The sequence below is a fragment of the Bradyrhizobium sp. SZCCHNR1053 genome (genome assembly GCF_032381235.1).
Classification (GTDB): Bacteria; Pseudomonadota; Alphaproteobacteria; order Rhizobiales; family Xanthobacteraceae; genus Bradyrhizobium.
The window spans coordinates 149,859-166,706 of record NZ_JAUHJM010000011.1; the positions used below are offsets into that span (position 1 = coordinate 149,859).

Consider the following 16,848-nt stretch of genomic DNA (forward strand, 5'->3'; position numbering starts at 1 on the left):
CTCCCTCAATCCCAGTGAAACCTTCTCCGTTCCCTCCCCCCTTGTGGGGGAGGGTCAGGAAGGGGGGCACCCAGCAAAGACCGCCAATGCGGACCCCCACCCCCAACCCCTCTCCGCAAGGGGGAGGGGAGCGAGAGAGCGTGCCTTGCTGTGCGCCATCCATCACCTGCTCTCCTCCAACTGCCGGCGCTGCAGCCGGTCGTAGAGCAGAAGCGGCAGCAGCAGCACGACCAAGAGGACCACGGCGATGCTGGAGGCCACCGGCCAATCCTTGTTGGTGAAGAATTCGAGCCAGAGCGTCTGGCCGATCATCAGCGATTTCGACCCGGCGAGCAGATCGGGAATGACGAACTCGCCGACCACCGGGATGAAGCACAGCAGCGCGCCCGCGCCGACGCCGGGCAGCGACAGCGGAAACGTCACCAGCCAGAAGATCTCACGCGGCGAGGCGCCGAGATCGGCGGCGGCCTCCTCCAATGCCGGCTCCAGCTTGGTCAGCGTCGCGAACAGCGGCAGGATAATGAACGGCAGATAGGAATAGACGATGCCGACATACATCGCGCTGTCGGTCGACAGCCACACCACCGGCGTGGACACCAGATGCAGCGCGAGCAGGATCTGGTTCAGGAGGCCGTCATGCTGCAGGATGTTGACCCAGGCGTAGATGCGGATCAGGAACGAGGTCCAGAACGGCACGATAACCAGCATCATCGCGATGCCCTGCCAACGCTTCGGCAGGCGCGCCATGCCATAGGCGATCGGGTAGCCGATCAGGAGCAGGATCGCGGTCGACGTCGCCGCGACGACGACGCTGCGCAGATAGGACGCGAGATACAGATCGTCCGACAGCAGCAGACGGAAATTGTCGAGCGACAGCGCCGCAAATGCATCCCGGAGCGACGACAAACCATCAGCCAGCGAGAACACCGGCGTATAGGGGGGCTGCGCGATCGCGGTCTGCGACAGGCTGATCTTGGCGACGAAGGCGAACGGCACCAGGAAAAACAGCACCATCCAGACATAGGGCGCGATCGCCGCAAAGCGGGCCGGACGCGAGAAGATGCGGCGCGCGCTCATCGCTCCAGCACCAGGCAATCGTCGGGCGTGAACCAGGCGACCACCCGCTGGTTCAGGCCATAGCCGTCGGCATCGAGCCGGGCGGTGTTGGCCTGCGCGGCGTGAAGCACGGCGCCGCCGTCGAGCTTGATCTTGTATATGGTCTTGCCGCCGAGATAGCTCGCATCGGTGATGGCGCCCTCGACACAATTGATCGCAGCAGCATCGCCGGCCGGTCGACGGAGCGCGAGGCGGATCTTCTCCGGACGGATCGCGACCGCGACCTTGCTCTCGCTGATCGGAGCCATCGGCTGCGCCACGACCAGCTCACCCGCAGTGTGGGTCACGACCCTGAGCCGGAGCGGCTCCCGCGCGGTCACCTCGCCCTCGAACAGATTGATGTCGCCGACGAACTCCGCGACCCACCGCGACGCGGGCTCCTCATACAGACGTCGGGGGACCGCGACCTGCTCGAGCCTTCCCGCGTTCATCACCCCGATCCGGCTCGCCACCGTCATCGCCTCCTCCTGGTCGTGGGTGACGATGATGAAGGTCATGCCGAGCTTGCGCTGCAGCTCCATCAGCTCGACCTGCGTGCTCTCGCGCAGCTTCTTGTCGAGCGCAGCCATCGGCTCGTCGAGCAGCAGCACCTGCGGCCGGCGCGCCAGTGAGCGCGCCAGGGCGACGCGCTGCTTCTGCCCGCCCGAGAGCTGATCCGGCTTGCGCTTCTCCAGCCCTTCGAGCCGCACCAGCGCCACCATCTCGGCAACGCGCGTGGCGATCTCGGCGCGCGGCATGCCGGCGCGCTTCAGGCCGAAGGCGATGTTGTCGCGCACGTTCAGATGCGGGAACAGCGCGTAGTTCTGGAACATCATGTTGACGGGCCGCTGATGCGGCAGCACCTGCGCGATGTCCTCGCCCGAAAGCAGGATGCGCCCTTCATCCGGCGTCTCGAAGCCGGCCAGCATGCGCAGCAAGGTCGTCTTGCCGCAGCCGCTGGGGCCGAGCAGCGCGAAGAACTCGCCGGCGCGGATGTCGAGCGAGACGCCGTCGACGGCGCGGAAGCTGCCGAATGTCTTGACGAGGTTCTCGATCCGCAGGATCGGCGGCTGAGCATCGGGACGCGGTTCCGGCGCTGGTGATGCTGCCGGCTCTCCGGCAGGCGCTGGGTTTGCGATGTCGTCAGCCATGTCCCGATCAAATCACCCTGCCCGGCCACAACGGCCGACCGGTCGGCAAGCTAGCCGCCCACGGATTGCAGCTCAACCGCGCGGGCCGGACTATCCCCGCTCGCGTCAACGGCCTGCGGCGTGCCCCGGCCACAGGCCGCAGTGGTCATGAACGCAGCGAGCGCATCGCGTTCGGCAGCGGGAAGCGTCAGACCCAGCTTGGTCCGCCGCCACAGCACGTCGTCGGGAAACCGCGCCCATTCGCGCGCCATGAGGTAGCGGACCTCCGCCTCGGTCAGCTGCGGCCCGAACGCCTGCCCGAGATCGGCCCGGCACCTCGCCTCGCCAAGGATCTCCGCCAGCCGGGTGCCGTAGGCGCCGAGCAGCCGCCGGGCCTCGGCTTCGCTGAGAAAGCGCCAGCGCTCCCGTGCGTCATCGACGAGATCCTCGAACCGGTCCCAGGCGAAGTCGCCACCCGGAAGCGGCGCTCTCGCAGTCCAGCGTGGCGACATCGGATAAAAGCGCGCGAGGCGGGAGACCGCCTGCTCGGCCCGGTGCCGGGCTGTCGTGACGTCGCCGCCGCACATGGTCAGGAGCGGCGCCTTGGCGCGGCCAGCATCGAGGCTCACGACCGTTTCCAGCCGCCCGCTGTCGGCGGCGCGCAGCACCATCATGTTGGCGCCGGCCACGCTCCGGACCACGTCCGCAGGCTGGATGTCCGAGCGGAAATAGCGGTTCGCCGCCTTGCAGAGATAGGCCACGTCTGCCGCCGGCACCGCCACCACGGCTGGGTCGCCCTTGAAGCCGTGGACCACCGTGCCGATCAGGGTGAAATCCTGCTCGTAGGGCTGGGCAAAGATCAGCCGTCCATCCGAATTCTGAAACACGTAGACCGCTTCGACATCGAACAGCCGCGGCACGATGATCTGGCTGACCTGCCGCGCGGTGACCCGCGGCGGCGGCTGACGCAGCACGGTCTCCGCCGTCGAGACGCTCCACGCGCCGGTGGCGTTGGCGAGCGCGCGCGAGGTGACGATGCGTCGATGGCCGCGGTCGATGATGGCGAGACGCCATATATGGTCGCGGTCGGCCCGCACGCAGCGGGCGCCGGTGCGGATCGACGCGCCGCGCTCGGCAGCATCCATCGCGGTCAGGACCACCAGGCGGGAATCGTCGACCACGCAATCGGAATAGTCGAATGCCGTCCCGATCGGACGCTTCAGGGCATCTCCGATCGGATGATGCGTGACGTCGAGCGCCGACGCTGACGGCAGCCGGTTGCGCGCAGCGAGGCGGTCGTAGAGCCAGAGTCCTGCGCGCAGTTGCCATGGCGGCCGCTCATTGGCGTGAGCTGGAATAGCAAAGCGGATCGGTCGGACCAGATGCGGCGCGACCGTGAGCCAGACGTCGCGCTCGGCGAGCGCGCGGCGCACGCGCAGAAAGCTGCGGCGCTCCAGCGCTGCGAGATCCCCATGCACCAGCCGCGACGTGGCCGACGAGGCGCCGCCGCCGAGATCGCCCTGCTCGACAAGGAGCACGCGCAGACCGCGGCCAGCCGCATCACGCGCCAAGCTGACGCCGTTCAGACCTCCGCCGATGATCGCAAGATCGTAGTCCGCCATACGCAAGGTCTTCGAGCGTGCCAGGACGAACGATCGTAGACCGGCGGAGATGATTCTCGTAGCGGCTTAGCTGTCATGCGCGCGGATAAATTCGCGCTGTTGCGCAACGGCCTCTGACCACGAGTGCCCGGTCAGCCGGTCTTGCGAACGGACGCGTCGTCGTCGTCGTGAGCGCGACCGACGATGCCGTCGTATTTGTCGATCGGCAGGGGCTTGCCGAGCAGATAGCCCTGAACCGAGTCGCAGCCCTGCTCGGCGAGGAAGCCGAGCTGCTCGGGCGTCTCGACGCCTTCCGCCACGATCGACATGTTCATGCCGTGACCCAGACCGATGACCGCACGAATGATCGCCGCCGATTGCGGGTTGCGGCCGATATTCATGACGAAGGCGCGGTCGATCTTGATCTTGTCGAACGGGAAGGCCTGCAGGTAGCTCAGCGACGAGTAGCCGCTGCCGAAATCGTCCATCGAGACGCGAACGCCGAGCGCCTTCAGCCGGCGCAGCAGCGCGACACCACGATCGAAATCCTCGATCAGCACACCCTCGGTGATTTCGAGCTCGAGCCTGCCGGGCGCGAGCCCCGTCTCGAGCAGGATCGAATGGACCAGTGCGACAAGGTCGCCATGAACGAACTGGGCCGGAGACAGGTTGACCGCGACCTGCAGCGGCTTCGGCCACGACGCCGCCTCGCGGCAGGCCTCGCGCAGGATCCACTCGCCCATCTCGACGATGAGGCCGCTCTCTTCCGCGAGCGGAATGAAGTCGCTCGGCGGCACGAAGCCGCGGACCGGGTGCTGCCAGCGCGCCAGCGCCTCGAAGCCGATGATCTCGCTGGCGTCGACCGTGCGGCCGGAGGCGGCCTGCGGCTGGAAGTACAGCGACAGTTCGCCATGCTTGATCGCGACAGACAGCTCCTGATGCAGAACGCGGCGGTCGCGAATCTGCTGATCCATTTCGGGCTCGTAGAAGGTGATGCTGCCGCGCGATTTGGCCTTGGCGCGGAACAGAGCGGCACCCGCATTGGCGAGCAGCGACGCCGGATCCGAACCATTGTGCGGGAACACCGAGATGCCCGTCGTCAGCGCTGTGCGAATCGACTTGCCGTCGATCTGGAAGTCCACCGCGATCGCCGCCGCCAACTGCTCGGCCAGCGCCCTGCCCATCTCCGGTTGCTTGCCGTCGATGATCAGCCCGAACTCATCGCCGGAGAGACGCGCGACCACCCCGCCCCGGGCAACGGCATGGACGCGGCGGGCGACCTCGATCAACAGCTTGTCGCCGATGGCGTGGCCGAAGACGTCGTTGACGTCCTTCAGGCCCTTGAGATCGACGTTCAGGACCGAGAACTCCTCGTCCGTGTCCGCGCAGGCCTCGATCATCTGGCTCAAGGCCTGCAGGAACGCGGCGCGGTTAGGCAGATCGGTCAGGCCGTCGTGATAGGCCATGTGCGCCATCCGCGATTCGGTCTGGCGCCGGTCGGTGACGTCCTCATAGGTCTTGATCAGATATTGCGGCTCGCCGGTCTCGCCCAGCACGGTTGCCCGTCGGGTCAAGAACAGCCGCAGACCGTCTTTGGTCGAGATCGGATGTTCCTCGGTCAGAAGGCTGCGCTTCTTGATGGCGGCTTCGTCGCGCGCCATGATCAGTCTGGCCTCGCGCGGATTGAAAATGTCGGCGGCGGTCAGGCCCGTGGCATCCTCGCGCTTGCGGTTGAGGATGATCTCGGCGCTGCGGTTGGCGAGCAGATAGCGGCCGTCGCTGACGCTCTCGACGATGAGCGAGACCGGAATGTTGTCAACGACCAGCTCCAGGAACTTCTTGCTGTTCTCCAGCTCGCGGCTCAGCGATCGCCGCTCCGTGGCATCGTCGAACAGCGCGATGAGGAACTGCGGCTCGTTCTTGTCGTTGCGTGCAACGACCCGATGGGCTTCGAGGATGCGCTTGTCGTTGCCGCGTTGAACGACCAGCTCGCTGCAATAGGTGGTGCCGGGCGCCAGCATCGCTTCGCGGTCGGCAGCCGCGATGTCGGCCGCGGTCGCGTCGCCGAAGAGATCGCTCGGGCGCCGTCCGATGATCTGATCCCGCGGCATCCGAGAGAACTGCTCGAATGCTCGGTTGGCGAAGATGTAGCGGCCGTCGTCGATGTTCTTGGCGGCGACGCAGACGGGAACCTGATCGACCACCGATTCCAGGAACTGCTTGGTCGAGGCGAGCTCGCGCTCCAGCCGGCGCTGCACCGTGCAGTCTTCGTGGATGCCGATCGATCCGCCGGTCGGAAGACGGAATATCTGGGCTCGCACCACACGTCCGCCGGGCAGCTCGGTCAGGCACCCGTCCGGCTCCCGCGCCTGGCGCGCATAGTCTTCGACCGTCAGATTGAGCAGGCCGCGCTGCCGCCGCAACTCGACCAGATCCCGGCCGGTGCAACCGGGCGGAATGTCGGCCCGGCTCATGCCGTAGATTTCGAGGAAGCGATGGTTGTAGAAGACGACGCGGTTGGCGGCGTCCGTCAGCATCAATCCCTGGCTCAGATTGTTGAGCGCGGAGCTGATGAAAACATTACGCCGCAGTTGTGCCCGCTTGGCGCGCCGCAAGGCCGAATGGATCCAGATCACGACCGAGGCGAGGAAGGCGCAGACGACGACCCCGGCGATCAACACTTCCCAGAGCACGTCCGGCTCGATGGTGCCCAGGTAGCCGGAGGGCGAGAAATCGGACGACGCAGCCCAGACGCGCGTCGGCGCAGCCGCCCACGCTGCCATGGCGGCCATCGAGGCCGCAACGACGCACGCAGAAAACGCGTTTCGGTCGCTCGCCTGCCAATTCTTGCCAGCCATCAATCACCCGCGGTATTCGGCGACAGTATCTGGCTTCACCTATTGGGATCGGGTAAACGGGTTCGGCAAACTTCGAAAAAGACGAAGCAAATTTGGTCAATGGCCTCCCTATGATGAACGGTTTGCTAAGGGCGTGCGCACTCCGGACCAAGGCTCCACCCACCAGGGGTTGCAGCAAGACATGATTTCCCCGAATCGTCTCAGGACCGTGCATGGATAGAGTGGATTGCGTCGTCGTGGGCGCCGGCGTCGTCGGACTTGCCGTCGCACGACAGCTGGCCCGCGCCGGACGCGAGGTCATCGTTCTCGAGGCGGCCGAGGGCATCGGCACCGTCACTTCGTCTCGCAACAGCGAAGTGATCCACGCCGGCATCTACTACAAGGCCGGGAGCCTGATGGCCCGCTTCTGCGTGGCCGGCAAGCGCATGCTTTACCGCTATTGCGACGAGCATGGCGTGCCCTACCGCAATTGCGGCAAACTGATCGTTGCAACCAATCCGGCCGAGACCGAGAAGCTGCAGGGCATCCGCGCGCACGCCGAAGCCAACGGCGTCGAAGGAATGCGGCTGCTGGCTGGATCCGAAGCGCTGGCGCTGGAGCCGGCCCTGGCCTGCGAGGCGGCCCTAATGTCGCCGTCGACCGGCATCATCGACAGCCATGCCTTCATGCTGTCGCTGCGCGGCGAGATCGAGGACGCCGGCGGCGCCTTCGCCTTCCACACGCCGCTGCTGCGGGCCAAGGCAGCCGGAGAATCAATCGAGGTCGACGCGGGCGGCGCGCAGCCGATGACGCTGAGCTGCCGGCTGCTGGTGAACGCTGCCGGCCTCGACGCGCCCGCGGTGGCCCGGCGGATCGACGGCATGCCGTCGCCGCTGGTGCCGACGACCTATCTCGCCAAGGGCAACTATTTCAGCTGCAGCGCTCGGGCACCGTTCAGCCGGCTCATCTACCCGGTGCCGGAACCGGGCGGGCTCGGCGTTCACCTCACGCTCGACATGGCAGGCCAGGCCAGATTCGGCCCCGACGTCGAGTGGATCGACTGCATCGACTACACGGTCGATCCGGCGCGCGCCGAGCGCTTCTACCCGGCGATCCGCAAATACTGGCCGTCGCTGCCGGATGGGGCGCTGATGCCGAGCTATTCCGGCATCAGGCCGAAGATCGTACCGCCGGCCGTGGCGTCGCAGGATTTCGTCATTCAGGGCCCGCGCGATCACGGCGTGCCCGGACTCATCAATCTGTTCGGAATCGAATCGCCTGGATTGACGTCATCGCTCGCGATCGCGGCTCACGTCGGCGATCTCGCCTCGAGCTGAAGACCCTCGATATCGCGATGAACAGCCTGTCGCGATAGACACGCTGGGAGACAACGCAGGCAGATGCGTTCGCGTCGTCGCGTATCGAAACTAAGTCGTGTATCGTAACTAATTCGATTGAAGTTGCGTCTGGGATGGACTCGTCGCCATCCCAGGCGCACGGTCTTGCGATCAGATGATACGGCGGATGATGGTCACATGTCAGTGAAGTGTTTCGCTGGTTACCTGTCTCAAGCGCTCGATCTCATCCTTCACCATCAGTTTGCGTCGCTTCAGTTCGGCAATTCGCAGGTCGTCCGTCGATGGATGCAGGAGAGCTTGATGCAATTCGTTTTCAAGAACTTTATGCTTACGCTCCAGTTCAACGAGATGCGCCTGAATAGCCATTCGAAACCTCCTCGGTAGGTGAACCTGAGATTCGACCAGGGCTAATGAGTGTACACTAGTCGCTTGACCTGTCGATGGGGCCAAAAGACCGCACATGCAAATTTGAGCGCCGTGTGTAACGAAGCGTGAGCTGATCCGGGCGAATCTAACGCCGGCGCCAACCTGAAATTCACGGGACAGCTGCACGGATCTTGAGGGGTGCGACTTGCTTATCAGCTTCGCAGGCGCAATATTTGCGCCCGCCTTCGCAAGGCTTTCCACTTCCTTCCGCTTTTTTGCTATCATAGATCATGGCTGACCAAGACGAGCGCGAACTGCAGGCCGAACTCGCGCGCCTGCAGCAGGAGCACCGCGACCTCGACGCGGCGATCGACGCTTTGCATCAATCGCCCGCCCCCGATTTGTTGCGGCTGCAACGACTGAAGAAGCGGAAGCTTCTGCTACGCGATCGGATCGCCTTCATCGAAGACCAGATCACGCCCGACATCATCGCCTGAGGCGAAGCGTCAGCACGGCTGACCGTATGCACCCAGGCAAGACAGCGATGCAGGATTTGCCGAAGCGCCTTGACAAAAGGAACAAAAAGGGAACAATTAGGCCATCCCTCGTAGTCCCCGGACAACAACAAGGATGGTTGTGATGCCCGCCTCCTTCTCCCCACAGGATCGCCTCTACGAACAGGCATGTGACCAAGCCATCGCGATGTGCGACGGCAATCTGCGCTCCACGATCAAGGCGCTGATCATGGCGAACGAGTATCTCGAGCTGGAGCTGCAGGAGCTGCGGGCCGCGATCTCCTGCGGCTGCATGCCCAACACCGCCTCGGACGCCGCGCAGAGCGATGCGGCCTGAGCCCGACGGCCTTTGAGGCTCTCCAGGCGATGACCCATGCACTCGCTCGGAGCTTCGGCGAGAGGTCAGGAGGAGCGTGCAATGCCCGATATCACCTACTACGTCGCGATGCCGTTCAGGCGGGACGAGGGTGGCATGCTGGTCGCGGGAACGGCTGAGGAATGCCAGAGCTCGTCGGCCGCGCTGCGTCGCGCGGAGGCCATGTCGCGCTTATCAGACAATATCGGCGCCATTGCCTTCAGCCGCAGCGGCGATCCATTGAAGGGAGAATTCAGCGACGCCCGGCTGCTGCACAAGTTCGGCGAGTTGCCTGACGATCTCGGCGAGTTGTGAGCGCCGTGTTCCGCCAGCTCGGTCGTGGGCGCGGATGGCCGGCGAGCGTCACCGCTTGTCGCCCGGCAGGGTCGTTCGTTACGCGGGGCTCTCGTACCTTCGCTGGCCCTTGCGCATGTACATCGCGCGGTCGGCTTCCTCCAACGCACGTACTGGGTTGACGCGCTTGTCGAGAAGGGCAACCCCGGCCGACGCGCCGGCACACACGGTCTGATCGCCGAAGGTGAAGGTCAGGCTGTCGATGGCCTGCTCCAGCTCCGCCGCCTTGGCATGCGCCTCCGTCGCGCTGAGGTGCCAGAGCAGCACGCCGAACTCGTCGCCGCCGAGCCGACCGATCACGTCGGAGGATCGGACCCGCTCGCCGAGGACACGCGCAACCGCCTTCAGGACCTCGTCACCGGCCGCATGGCCGAAGGTGTCATTGATGGGTTTCAACCGATCGACGTCGAGCACGACCAGGGCACCGGTCGCATCGTAGCGCTTGATGAACGCGATGGAGCGATGGAGCTCGCGGGCGAAGCCGCGACGATTGAAGATGTCGAGCAGGAAATCGCGCTCGGCGGAGGCCGTGAGCTCGGCGATCCGCGCCTGCGCTGCCCTCAGCTCGGCCTTCAGGCGTCGGATCGTCTGCCGCGTGCCCGCCGGTGCGGAACCAGGTTCAGGTGAGCGCGCGCCCCGAAGAACCCGATGACGGTACCGGGTTCTTCGCTTCCCGGCCCGCCACGCGGCCGCCATGCGCTTCTTTTTCATCGGACACCTGCCGCGCCGTCGTTTGGGCTTGCCGGGCTTAACCAAGACAGGATAGTCCATTCGGGCCTCCATGCCATGGCTTGCCGCTGTCGGGACCGATCCTATACTCCGGCCCATGCTGATGGATTCCCGAGAAGATTTGAGGTTATGACCGCCCCGATCGCCATTATCATGGGAAGCCAGTCGGACTGGGATACCATGCGCCATGCCGCCGACACACTCGGAGCGTTGGGCGTGAGCTACGACGCCCGTATCATCTCGGCGCACCGCACCCCGGACCGACTGTATGCCTTTGCCAAGGGCGCCAAGGCGGCCGGCTACAAGGTCGTCATCGCCGGTGCAGGCGGCGCCGCCCATCTGCCGGGCATGACGGCCTCGCTGACAGAGCTCCCCGTGTTCGGCGTTCCCGTCGAGTCGAAGGCGCTGTCGGGGGTCGATTCGCTGTATTCCATCGTCCAGATGCCGGCCGGAATTCCGGTGGGAACGCTCGCCATCGGCAAATCCGGCGCCATTAACGCAGCGCTGCTGGCGGCGAGCGTGCTCGCTCTCTCCGATCCTGCACTCGCCGGCCGTCTGTCGGCCTGGCGCCAGGCGCAGACTAATGCGATCGCCGAACGTCCGGAGGGCACGGCGTGACCGACTCCAATCGGGTGAAGCTCAAGCCCGGCGACACCATCGGTATTCTCGGCGGCGGCCAGCTCGGCCGCATGCTGGCGCTTGCTGCGGCGCGGCTCGGGCTGCGCTGCCAGGTGTTCTCGCCGGACCCGGACTCCCCCGCCTTCGACGTGGTGCTGAACGCAACCTGCGCCGAATATGCCGACGTCGAGGCGCTCGAGCTGTTCGCCAATGACGTCGACGTCGTCACCTACGAGTTCGAAAACGTCCCCTCGGCCGCGGCCATGGTGCTGGCGGCGAGGCGCCCGGTGCTGCCGCGCCGCTCGGCGCTCGAGACGACCCAGGATCGCCTCACCGAGAAAGATTTCGTCACCTCGCTGGGCATCAGCACCGCGACCTATGCCGACGTGTCCTCGGTCGCCACCTTGCGCGAAGCCGCGTTCCGGATCGGCTTGCCGGCCGTGCTGAAGACGCGTCGGTTCGGCTATGACGGCAAGGGCCAGATCAAGATCCGCCCGGGTGACGATCTCGAGCGGATCTGGGCCGAACTCGGCACCAAGTCGGCGATCCTTGAGGCGTTCGTTCCGTTCGAGCGCGAGATATCGGTCGTGGCGGCCCGAGCGGCCGATGGACAGGTCGAGTGCTTCGACGTCACCGAGAACGAGCATCGCGATCACATCCTGAAGGTGTCGCGGGCGCCGGCGCGCATCCCGGATGCGCTCGCCGACGAGGCCAGGGACATTGCGAGCCGGATCGCCACCGCCCTCGATTACGTCGGGGTGCTGGCCGTGGAGATGTTCGTGGTATCGGATGGTCCTACTCCAGGCGTCCTGGTCAACGAAATTGCCCCGCGGGTGCATAATTCCGGCCACTGGACCCTCGATGGCGCCTCGATTTCCCAGTTCGAACAGCACATCCGGGCGATCGCCGGTTGGCCGCTTGGCAAGCCGCTGCGCCACGGCCACGTCACGATGACGAACCTGATCGGGGACGAGATCGACAGCTACGAGCAGTGGCTCACGGTTCCCGGCGCGACCGTGCATCTCTACGGCAAGGGCGCCGCTCGTCCGGGCCGCAAAATGGGGCATGTGACCCAGGTCTCGCCACTGCCGCCGAGGCAGGGCTGAAATAAACCGCTCCGGCGAGGTTAAACTTGCGGTCAAGAGCCCGTCAGCGGGTGGACAGCGACGGTGTCCTCTGATACACGGGCGCGCTCAAGGTTAAGGGCGCGGGCATTTGCCAGCCCTGGCTTCACCAGATTTCAAACCGATAGACTGAGAAAGAGGATGCCGCGTGCAGGTTCTCGTTCGCGATAACAATGTCGATCAAGCCCTCAAGGCGCTCAAGAAGAAGATGCAGCGTGAGGGCATTTTCCGCGAGATGAAGCTTCGCGGCCATTACGAGAAGCCGTCCGAGAAGAAAGCCCGCGAGAAGGCCGAAGCCGTGCGCCGTGCGCGCAAGCTGGCCCGCAAGAAGTTGCAGCGTGAAGGCCTGCTGCCGATGAAGCCGAAGCCGGTGTTCGGCGCTGGCCCCGGCGGTGACCGTGGTGCTGGTCGTGGTCCGGGCGCAGGTGCCCGTCCCGGCGCGCCGCGCTGATCTGGCCACTTCAATCTGACGTCGTCTGAAGCGCGGGCCTTTGGCTCGCGTTTTTGTTTTGGGCGCTCCTTTTTGATTTTGCGCCTCTGGCCATCCGGCGACCGGATTGAATCCGGGTTGCTGCGCCCGCCCCTCGCATCGCTGCAGAGCTCGCCACTCCAAAGAAAAAGCGGCAGACCGGCCAGGCCCACCGCCTCGATCACGTCCGCGAACGATTCGACCGGCTATTTCGGCAGCACTGAGTGGAACACCGATTTCGCCGCCGACATCATGTCCTGCGCCACGCTGGACATCTGGTCCTTGATCGATGGATCAGTCTTGTCGGCGCGCAGGTCGAGCGGACGCAACTGCTGGACAGGGATCTCCGCCGGCGGGGTCGGGCGCCCGTCCGGCTGCAATGATCCCGTGTAGGTCGGGCTCGAGGCCGACGGCAAGGCAAAGCCCTGCTCGGCCGGTGGCGCAGAGACCGTCACGGGAGGCGGCAGCGGACGGACCGGCGACACCTGTGGCGCGACGGTCGCGATGCGCGGGGTCTCGCCAGCGCCCCGGGCTGCGTCGCTCGACGGCTTCTCGGCAGCCGTCTTGCCGGCACCTTCGCTCGCGCGCAACCGCTCGATCGCCGCGCGGGCGAGATCAGCAGCATCCCGGCGATCGTCCTGCTGGGCCGCTGGGGCCTCGGCCGGAGTACCGCGCGCAATCAGCTTTTCCCGCGGCGACCCGGGATGGCGCGCGGCCTGCACATCGGTCGGGAGGCTCGCTGTTTCGGTCGGCTTCACTTCGACGGCCTTCTCCGCAGCCTTGTCGGCGAGCGACTTCTCCGAGACCCCCTTGGCCTTGATGCCAGGAGCGGGAATGCTGGAGACCTCCGTCGACGTTTCCGCCGGCTTGGCGTCGGACCTGGGATCGGACTTCGCTTCCAGCTTGGCGGGGTCGGTCCCCTTGCCCGTGGATTTCGGAGCGTCGCTCTTTGAGCCGGTGAGCTTGGCGTAGGCAGCCGACGCCACCGCCGCCACGGTCGATGGCGGCGAGTCGGGCTTGGTATTGATGTAGTGGTTGACGATGTAGGCCCCGATGATGGTGGCAACCACCGACGGGACGATCTCCATGGCGAACTTTGTGAGATATTTCAGCATGCTGACCACTCCCGCGCGGTATTTGCGGGAACTTTGAGGCACAATTAAGGGACCATCCCAGTACCTTCCGGAGCCCGCAACCTGCGATCCCTGCAGGCGCAACCGCCGAAAAGTCGTTCTCCTGAAGCCCTTTGAGACCGAAGCCGTGCTGCAATCCAAGATCGTATGGGCGCTGCCAACTGCTTCCGGATCGCCGGCTCAAGATACCACAATCAGCGGCATCCCGGTAAACAAATGGTTACGGCTTCAATTCAACCTCGAGGAAAACGATCTCGGAACCGGTCTCGTTCAGTACATCGTGTTCGACACCGGCTTTGCGGAAATAGGATTTGCCGACCGCGAGCTGCGCCTTCGAGCGCTCGCCGGACGGCGCCACGATCGTCATCTCGCCCGCGGTGACCGGCACGATGACATAATCCATCTCATGGATATGGCGCCCCGTCGCACTGCCGGGCAATAGCCGCCACTCCGTGACGCGGACTTCGGGCGTGTCGACCTGGACGTCGGACTGGGCGCTGAGCATCGGGGATCTCTTGAATCAGGGGACGAAGAGCAGGAACAGGAATATCGCGAACACCACCATGTGCACCAGCCCGAACAGGATGTTCGTCCGTCCCGTGCCGAAGGTCAGCATGCTCAGAACGAAGGTCAGGACCAGCAGCACTATTCCCTGCGGGTCCAGCCCGAGGACGAGCTGCTTGTCGAGCACATGGGCGGCGACCGCCACTGCCGGGATGGTCAGCCCTATGGTGGCGAGCGAGGAGCCAAGCGCGAGATTGATGCTCTTCTGAAGGTCGTTGGCGCGGGCGGCCGAGAGGGCGGCGATACTCTCCGGCAGCAGGATCAACAGCGCCACGAGCACGCCTGCGACCGCCTGCGGCGCACCCGTTGCGGCAACGCCGGCGTCGACCACCAGCGAGAACTTCTTGGCAAGCAGGACCACAGCGAGCAGTGCGACCAGCAGCAGCCCGACACTGAGCAACAGCTTCGCACGCGGCAGCCGGACATCGTCATCGGCGAACCCAGCCGAGCCGCCGACGAAATAGTCCCGGTGGCGGGTGGTCTGCATATACAGGAAGACGGCATAGAGCAGGATCGTGACGACGCTGACGAAGGCGAGCTGCACGGCAGAATAGACCGGACCGGGCGAGGTCAGCGTATAATTCGGCAGCACCAGCGTGATGGTCGCCATCGTGAACAGCACGCTGAGATACAGATTGGAGCCGGAGACCAGCACGTCCTGCTCGCGGTAGCGCAGGCCGCCGATGAAGATGCAGATGCCGACCAAGCCGTTGCAGACGATCATGACGACGGCAAACACCGTGTCGCGCGCCAGCGCGGGCGCCGCCTTGTCGCCGAGCATGATGGTGGCGATCAGCGCCACCTCGATCACCGTCACCGCCAGGGTCAGCAGCAGCGTGCCGAACGGCTCGCCGATCTCGTGGGCGATCACCTCGGCATGGTGCACGGCCGCGAACACCGTGCCGAACAGGATCACCAGCAGCACCGCGGCGAAGACCACGCCGGCGGCCGACGGCGTGAAGTCATAATTCGTCACGGTAACGATTGCGACGAGCGCGACCGCCAGGCCGGGAAAGACCACCGATGATGCGGGCGTGGCGCCCTTCACGCTCATGATTCGCGTCCTTCGATCCGTTCTGTCCGACTATGCGCGACAGCGAGGCGATCGTCACGCGGTCCGGCCGTGACAGGGTCAACCAGGACGGTCTCTGAAAGTGCCGTCGATCAGGTCAATGCGGGCTGAGCAGCGGATGGATCGGAAGCACGGTCAGCAGCACGAACAGCGGAATGAGGACGGCAGCTGCCCGCAGCATGTAGCCGAAGAAACTCGGCATCTTGATGCCGCGCTCATTGGCGATCGCTGCGACCATGAAGTTCGGCGCGTTTCCAATGTAGGTCAGCGCACCCATGTAGACGGCGCCCATCGAGATCGCCGCCAGCGTGCCCGAGAGTTCGCCCATCAGCACCTTGGGATCGCCGCCCGCCAATTCGAAGAACAAGAGATAGGTCGGGGCATTGTCGAGGAAGGCCGACATCAGCCCGGTGAACCAGAAATAGGCGACCTCTCTCGGCGCGCCGGCGGGTGTCGTCACGGCATCCAAGAGCCAGCCGAACGAGCCACTGCGCCCCGCGTTCAGCATGGCGATGACCGGGACGATCGCGGTGAAGATCGCCGCGAACAGCTTGGCGACCTCTCGGATCGGCTCCCAGTTGAACCCGTTCGCCTCGCGGTGCTCGTCCGGCGTGAGCCAGAGCGACAGGCCGGCGATCGCCACGAGGATGGCATCGCGCACGAGGTTCTGAAGCTCGACATGCGTGCCGAAGACGTCGAAGGAGATGCCTGGCTTCCAGGTCGCCGAGAGCAGCGTATTGGCAACGATCGCGGCGATCAGAACGATATTGATGAGGCCGCGAATGCGCACCGGCTCCTTCGTTACGAACGCTTGCGACGCAAGCTTCTCCGCTCGGAAGCGCCACCAGTCGATAGCGGCAAAGACGATGAGCAGCAATCCGGCGACGATCGCGGTCTGCAGCCAGAGGTGTTGCGTCGTCCAGAAGAAATCGACGCCGCGCAGAAAGCCGACGAACAGCGGCGGATCGCCCAGAGGGCTGAGCGCGCCACCGACATTGGCAGCCAGGATGATGAAGAAGACCAGCACGTGCACGTTGTGCGGCCGCGTCAGATTGGCGCGGATCAGCGGACGTACCAGGATCATCGCGGCACCCGTCGTGCCGACCACGCTCGCGATGATCGTGCCGAGTGCCAGGATGGCCGTATTGATCGCCGGCGTACCTCTGATGTCGCCGGTCACCAGGATGCCGCCGGCGACGGTGTAGAGCGCAAACAGCAGCGCGATGAAGCTGAGATACTCCGCGAGCAGCGCGTGGATGAAGGACGCGAGCGAGGCCGCCAGTCCCGCCTGCCAGGTCAGCGCCGCCAGCGTCACCACGGCCCATGCCAAGGCGATCTTGCCGTAATGGTGATGCCAGAGGCGGGCAAACAGCAGCGGGCCGAGCGCGATCGATAGCAGCAATCCCGCAAACGGCAGCGCGAACGGCCAGGTCATCGCAGCGCCATCGAGGCCGGCGGCGGCATACGCGGGGATCGGCAGACCTGCGACGATCGCGACTACAAGCAGAGCTGGCCACCGACCGAGGAC

17 protein-coding genes are annotated in these 16,848 nt (G+C 65.2%); 7 read left to right on the forward strand and 10 right to left on the reverse strand.

Annotated elements, in window-relative coordinates; translation table 11 throughout:
• Window positions 1–162: 162 nt before the first annotated feature.
• The 4 genes from QX051_RS23310 to QX051_RS23325 form a co-directional block, all read right to left on the reverse strand.
• Window positions 163–1,077: an ABC transporter permease gene (locus QX051_RS23310; protein WP_315777740.1), complete on the reverse strand. Its 915-nt coding sequence runs from the start codon at window positions 1,075–1,077 to the stop codon at window positions 163–165.
• Complete coding sequence (locus QX051_RS23315; protein ID WP_315777741.1) at window positions 1,074–2,246, reverse strand: ABC transporter ATP-binding protein; 1,173 nt, start codon at window positions 2,244–2,246, stop codon at window positions 1,074–1,076. Before QX051_RS23315 ends, QX051_RS23310 begins: the two co-directional genes overlap by 4 nt.
• Before the next feature lie 50 nt (window positions 2,247–2,296).
• The gene (locus QX051_RS23320) at window positions 2,297–3,847 is read right to left on the reverse strand and encodes a glycerol-3-phosphate dehydrogenase (RefSeq protein WP_315777742.1); all 1,551 of its coding nucleotides are present in this window, start codon (window positions 3,845–3,847) and stop codon (window positions 2,297–2,299) included.
• Between the two features lie 131 nt (window positions 3,848–3,978).
• Window positions 3,979–6,684, reverse strand: coding sequence for an EAL domain-containing protein (locus QX051_RS23325; RefSeq protein WP_315777743.1), 2,706 nt, complete (start codon window positions 6,682–6,684; stop codon window positions 3,979–3,981).
• Between the two features lie 212 nt (window positions 6,685–6,896).
• Between QX051_RS23325 and QX051_RS23330 the strand changes: the two genes are divergently transcribed.
• Window positions 6,897–8,000, forward strand: coding sequence for an NAD(P)/FAD-dependent oxidoreductase (locus tag QX051_RS23330; RefSeq protein WP_315777744.1), 1,104 nt, complete (start codon window positions 6,897–6,899; stop codon window positions 7,998–8,000).
• A gap of 201 nt (window positions 8,001–8,201) precedes the next feature.
• Here QX051_RS23330 and QX051_RS23335 read toward each other — a convergent pair whose 3' ends face one another.
• Window positions 8,202–8,387: a YdcH family protein gene (locus QX051_RS23335; protein WP_315736346.1), complete on the reverse strand. Its 186-nt coding sequence runs from the start codon at window positions 8,385–8,387 to the stop codon at window positions 8,202–8,204.
• A 290-nt stretch (window positions 8,388–8,677) separates the two neighbouring features.
• Between QX051_RS23335 and QX051_RS23340 the strand changes: the two genes are divergently transcribed.
• The 3 genes from QX051_RS23340 to QX051_RS23350 all read left to right on the forward strand — a co-directional run bounded on the left by QX051_RS23340 (window position 8,678) and on the right by QX051_RS23350 (window position 9,572).
• On the forward strand, window positions 8,678–8,884 hold the full coding sequence (locus QX051_RS23340) for a YdcH family protein (RefSeq protein WP_009028242.1): 207 nt from the start codon (window positions 8,678–8,680) through the stop codon (window positions 8,882–8,884).
• 142 nt (window positions 8,885–9,026) lie between these two features.
• Window positions 9,027–9,239, forward strand: a complete 213-nt coding sequence (locus tag QX051_RS23345; RefSeq protein ID WP_315736345.1) for a hypothetical protein — start codon at window positions 9,027–9,029, stop codon at window positions 9,237–9,239.
• A gap of 81 nt (window positions 9,240–9,320) precedes the next feature.
• Window positions 9,321–9,572: a hypothetical protein gene (locus tag QX051_RS23350; RefSeq protein ID WP_315736344.1), complete on the forward strand. Its 252-nt coding sequence runs from the start codon at window positions 9,321–9,323 to the stop codon at window positions 9,570–9,572.
• A 78-nt stretch (window positions 9,573–9,650) separates the two neighbouring features.
• On the opposite strand, the gene QX051_RS23355 is transcribed toward QX051_RS23350, so the two are convergent.
• On the reverse strand, window positions 9,651–10,382 hold the full coding sequence (locus QX051_RS23355) for a GGDEF domain-containing protein (protein ID WP_315777745.1): 732 nt from the start codon (window positions 10,380–10,382) through the stop codon (window positions 9,651–9,653).
• An 87-nt stretch (window positions 10,383–10,469) separates the two neighbouring features.
• On the opposite strand from QX051_RS23355, the gene purE reads away from it, so the two are divergent.
• The 3 genes from purE to rpsU all read left to right on the forward strand — a co-directional run bounded on the left by purE (window position 10,470) and on the right by rpsU (window position 12,533).
• The gene (gene purE / locus QX051_RS23360) at window positions 10,470–10,958 is read left to right on the forward strand and encodes a 5-(carboxyamino)imidazole ribonucleotide mutase (RefSeq protein ID WP_315756071.1); all 489 of its coding nucleotides are present in this window, start codon (window positions 10,470–10,472) and stop codon (window positions 10,956–10,958) included.
• On the forward strand, window positions 10,955–12,064 hold the full coding sequence (locus tag QX051_RS23365) for a 5-(carboxyamino)imidazole ribonucleotide synthase (protein ID WP_315756070.1): 1,110 nt from the start codon (window positions 10,955–10,957) through the stop codon (window positions 12,062–12,064). Before purE ends, QX051_RS23365 begins: the two co-directional genes overlap by 4 nt.
• A 166-nt stretch (window positions 12,065–12,230) precedes the next feature.
• Complete coding sequence (rpsU, locus tag QX051_RS23370) at window positions 12,231–12,533, forward strand: 30S ribosomal protein S21 (RefSeq protein WP_011924350.1); 303 nt, start codon at window positions 12,231–12,233, stop codon at window positions 12,531–12,533.
• 224 nt (window positions 12,534–12,757) lie between these two features.
• On the opposite strand, the gene QX051_RS23375 is transcribed toward rpsU, so the two are convergent.
• The 4 genes from QX051_RS23375 to QX051_RS23390 all read right to left on the reverse strand — a co-directional run bounded on the left by QX051_RS23375 (window position 12,758) and on the right by QX051_RS23390 (window position 16,755).
• Window positions 12,758–13,666 (reverse strand): hypothetical protein, encoded by a 909-nt coding sequence (locus QX051_RS23375; protein WP_315777746.1) that lies wholly within the window; start codon window positions 13,664–13,666, stop codon window positions 12,758–12,760.
• 238 nt (window positions 13,667–13,904) lie between these two features.
• Window positions 13,905–14,189: a cupin domain-containing protein gene (locus QX051_RS23380; RefSeq protein WP_315777747.1), complete on the reverse strand. Its 285-nt coding sequence runs from the start codon at window positions 14,187–14,189 to the stop codon at window positions 13,905–13,907.
• Window positions 14,190–14,204: 15 nt separating this feature from the next.
• Window positions 14,205–15,302 carry an ionic transporter y4hA gene (locus QX051_RS23385; protein ID WP_315777748.1) on the reverse strand — a complete coding sequence of 366 codons (1,098 nt, stop codon included), beginning with the start codon at window positions 15,300–15,302 and terminating at the stop codon, window positions 14,205–14,207.
• A gap of 115 nt (window positions 15,303–15,417) precedes the next feature.
• Window positions 15,418–16,755 (reverse strand): sodium:proton antiporter, encoded by a 1,338-nt coding sequence (locus QX051_RS23390; protein WP_315777749.1) that lies wholly within the window; start codon window positions 16,753–16,755, stop codon window positions 15,418–15,420.
• Between the last annotated feature and the right edge of the window lie 93 nt (window positions 16,756–16,848).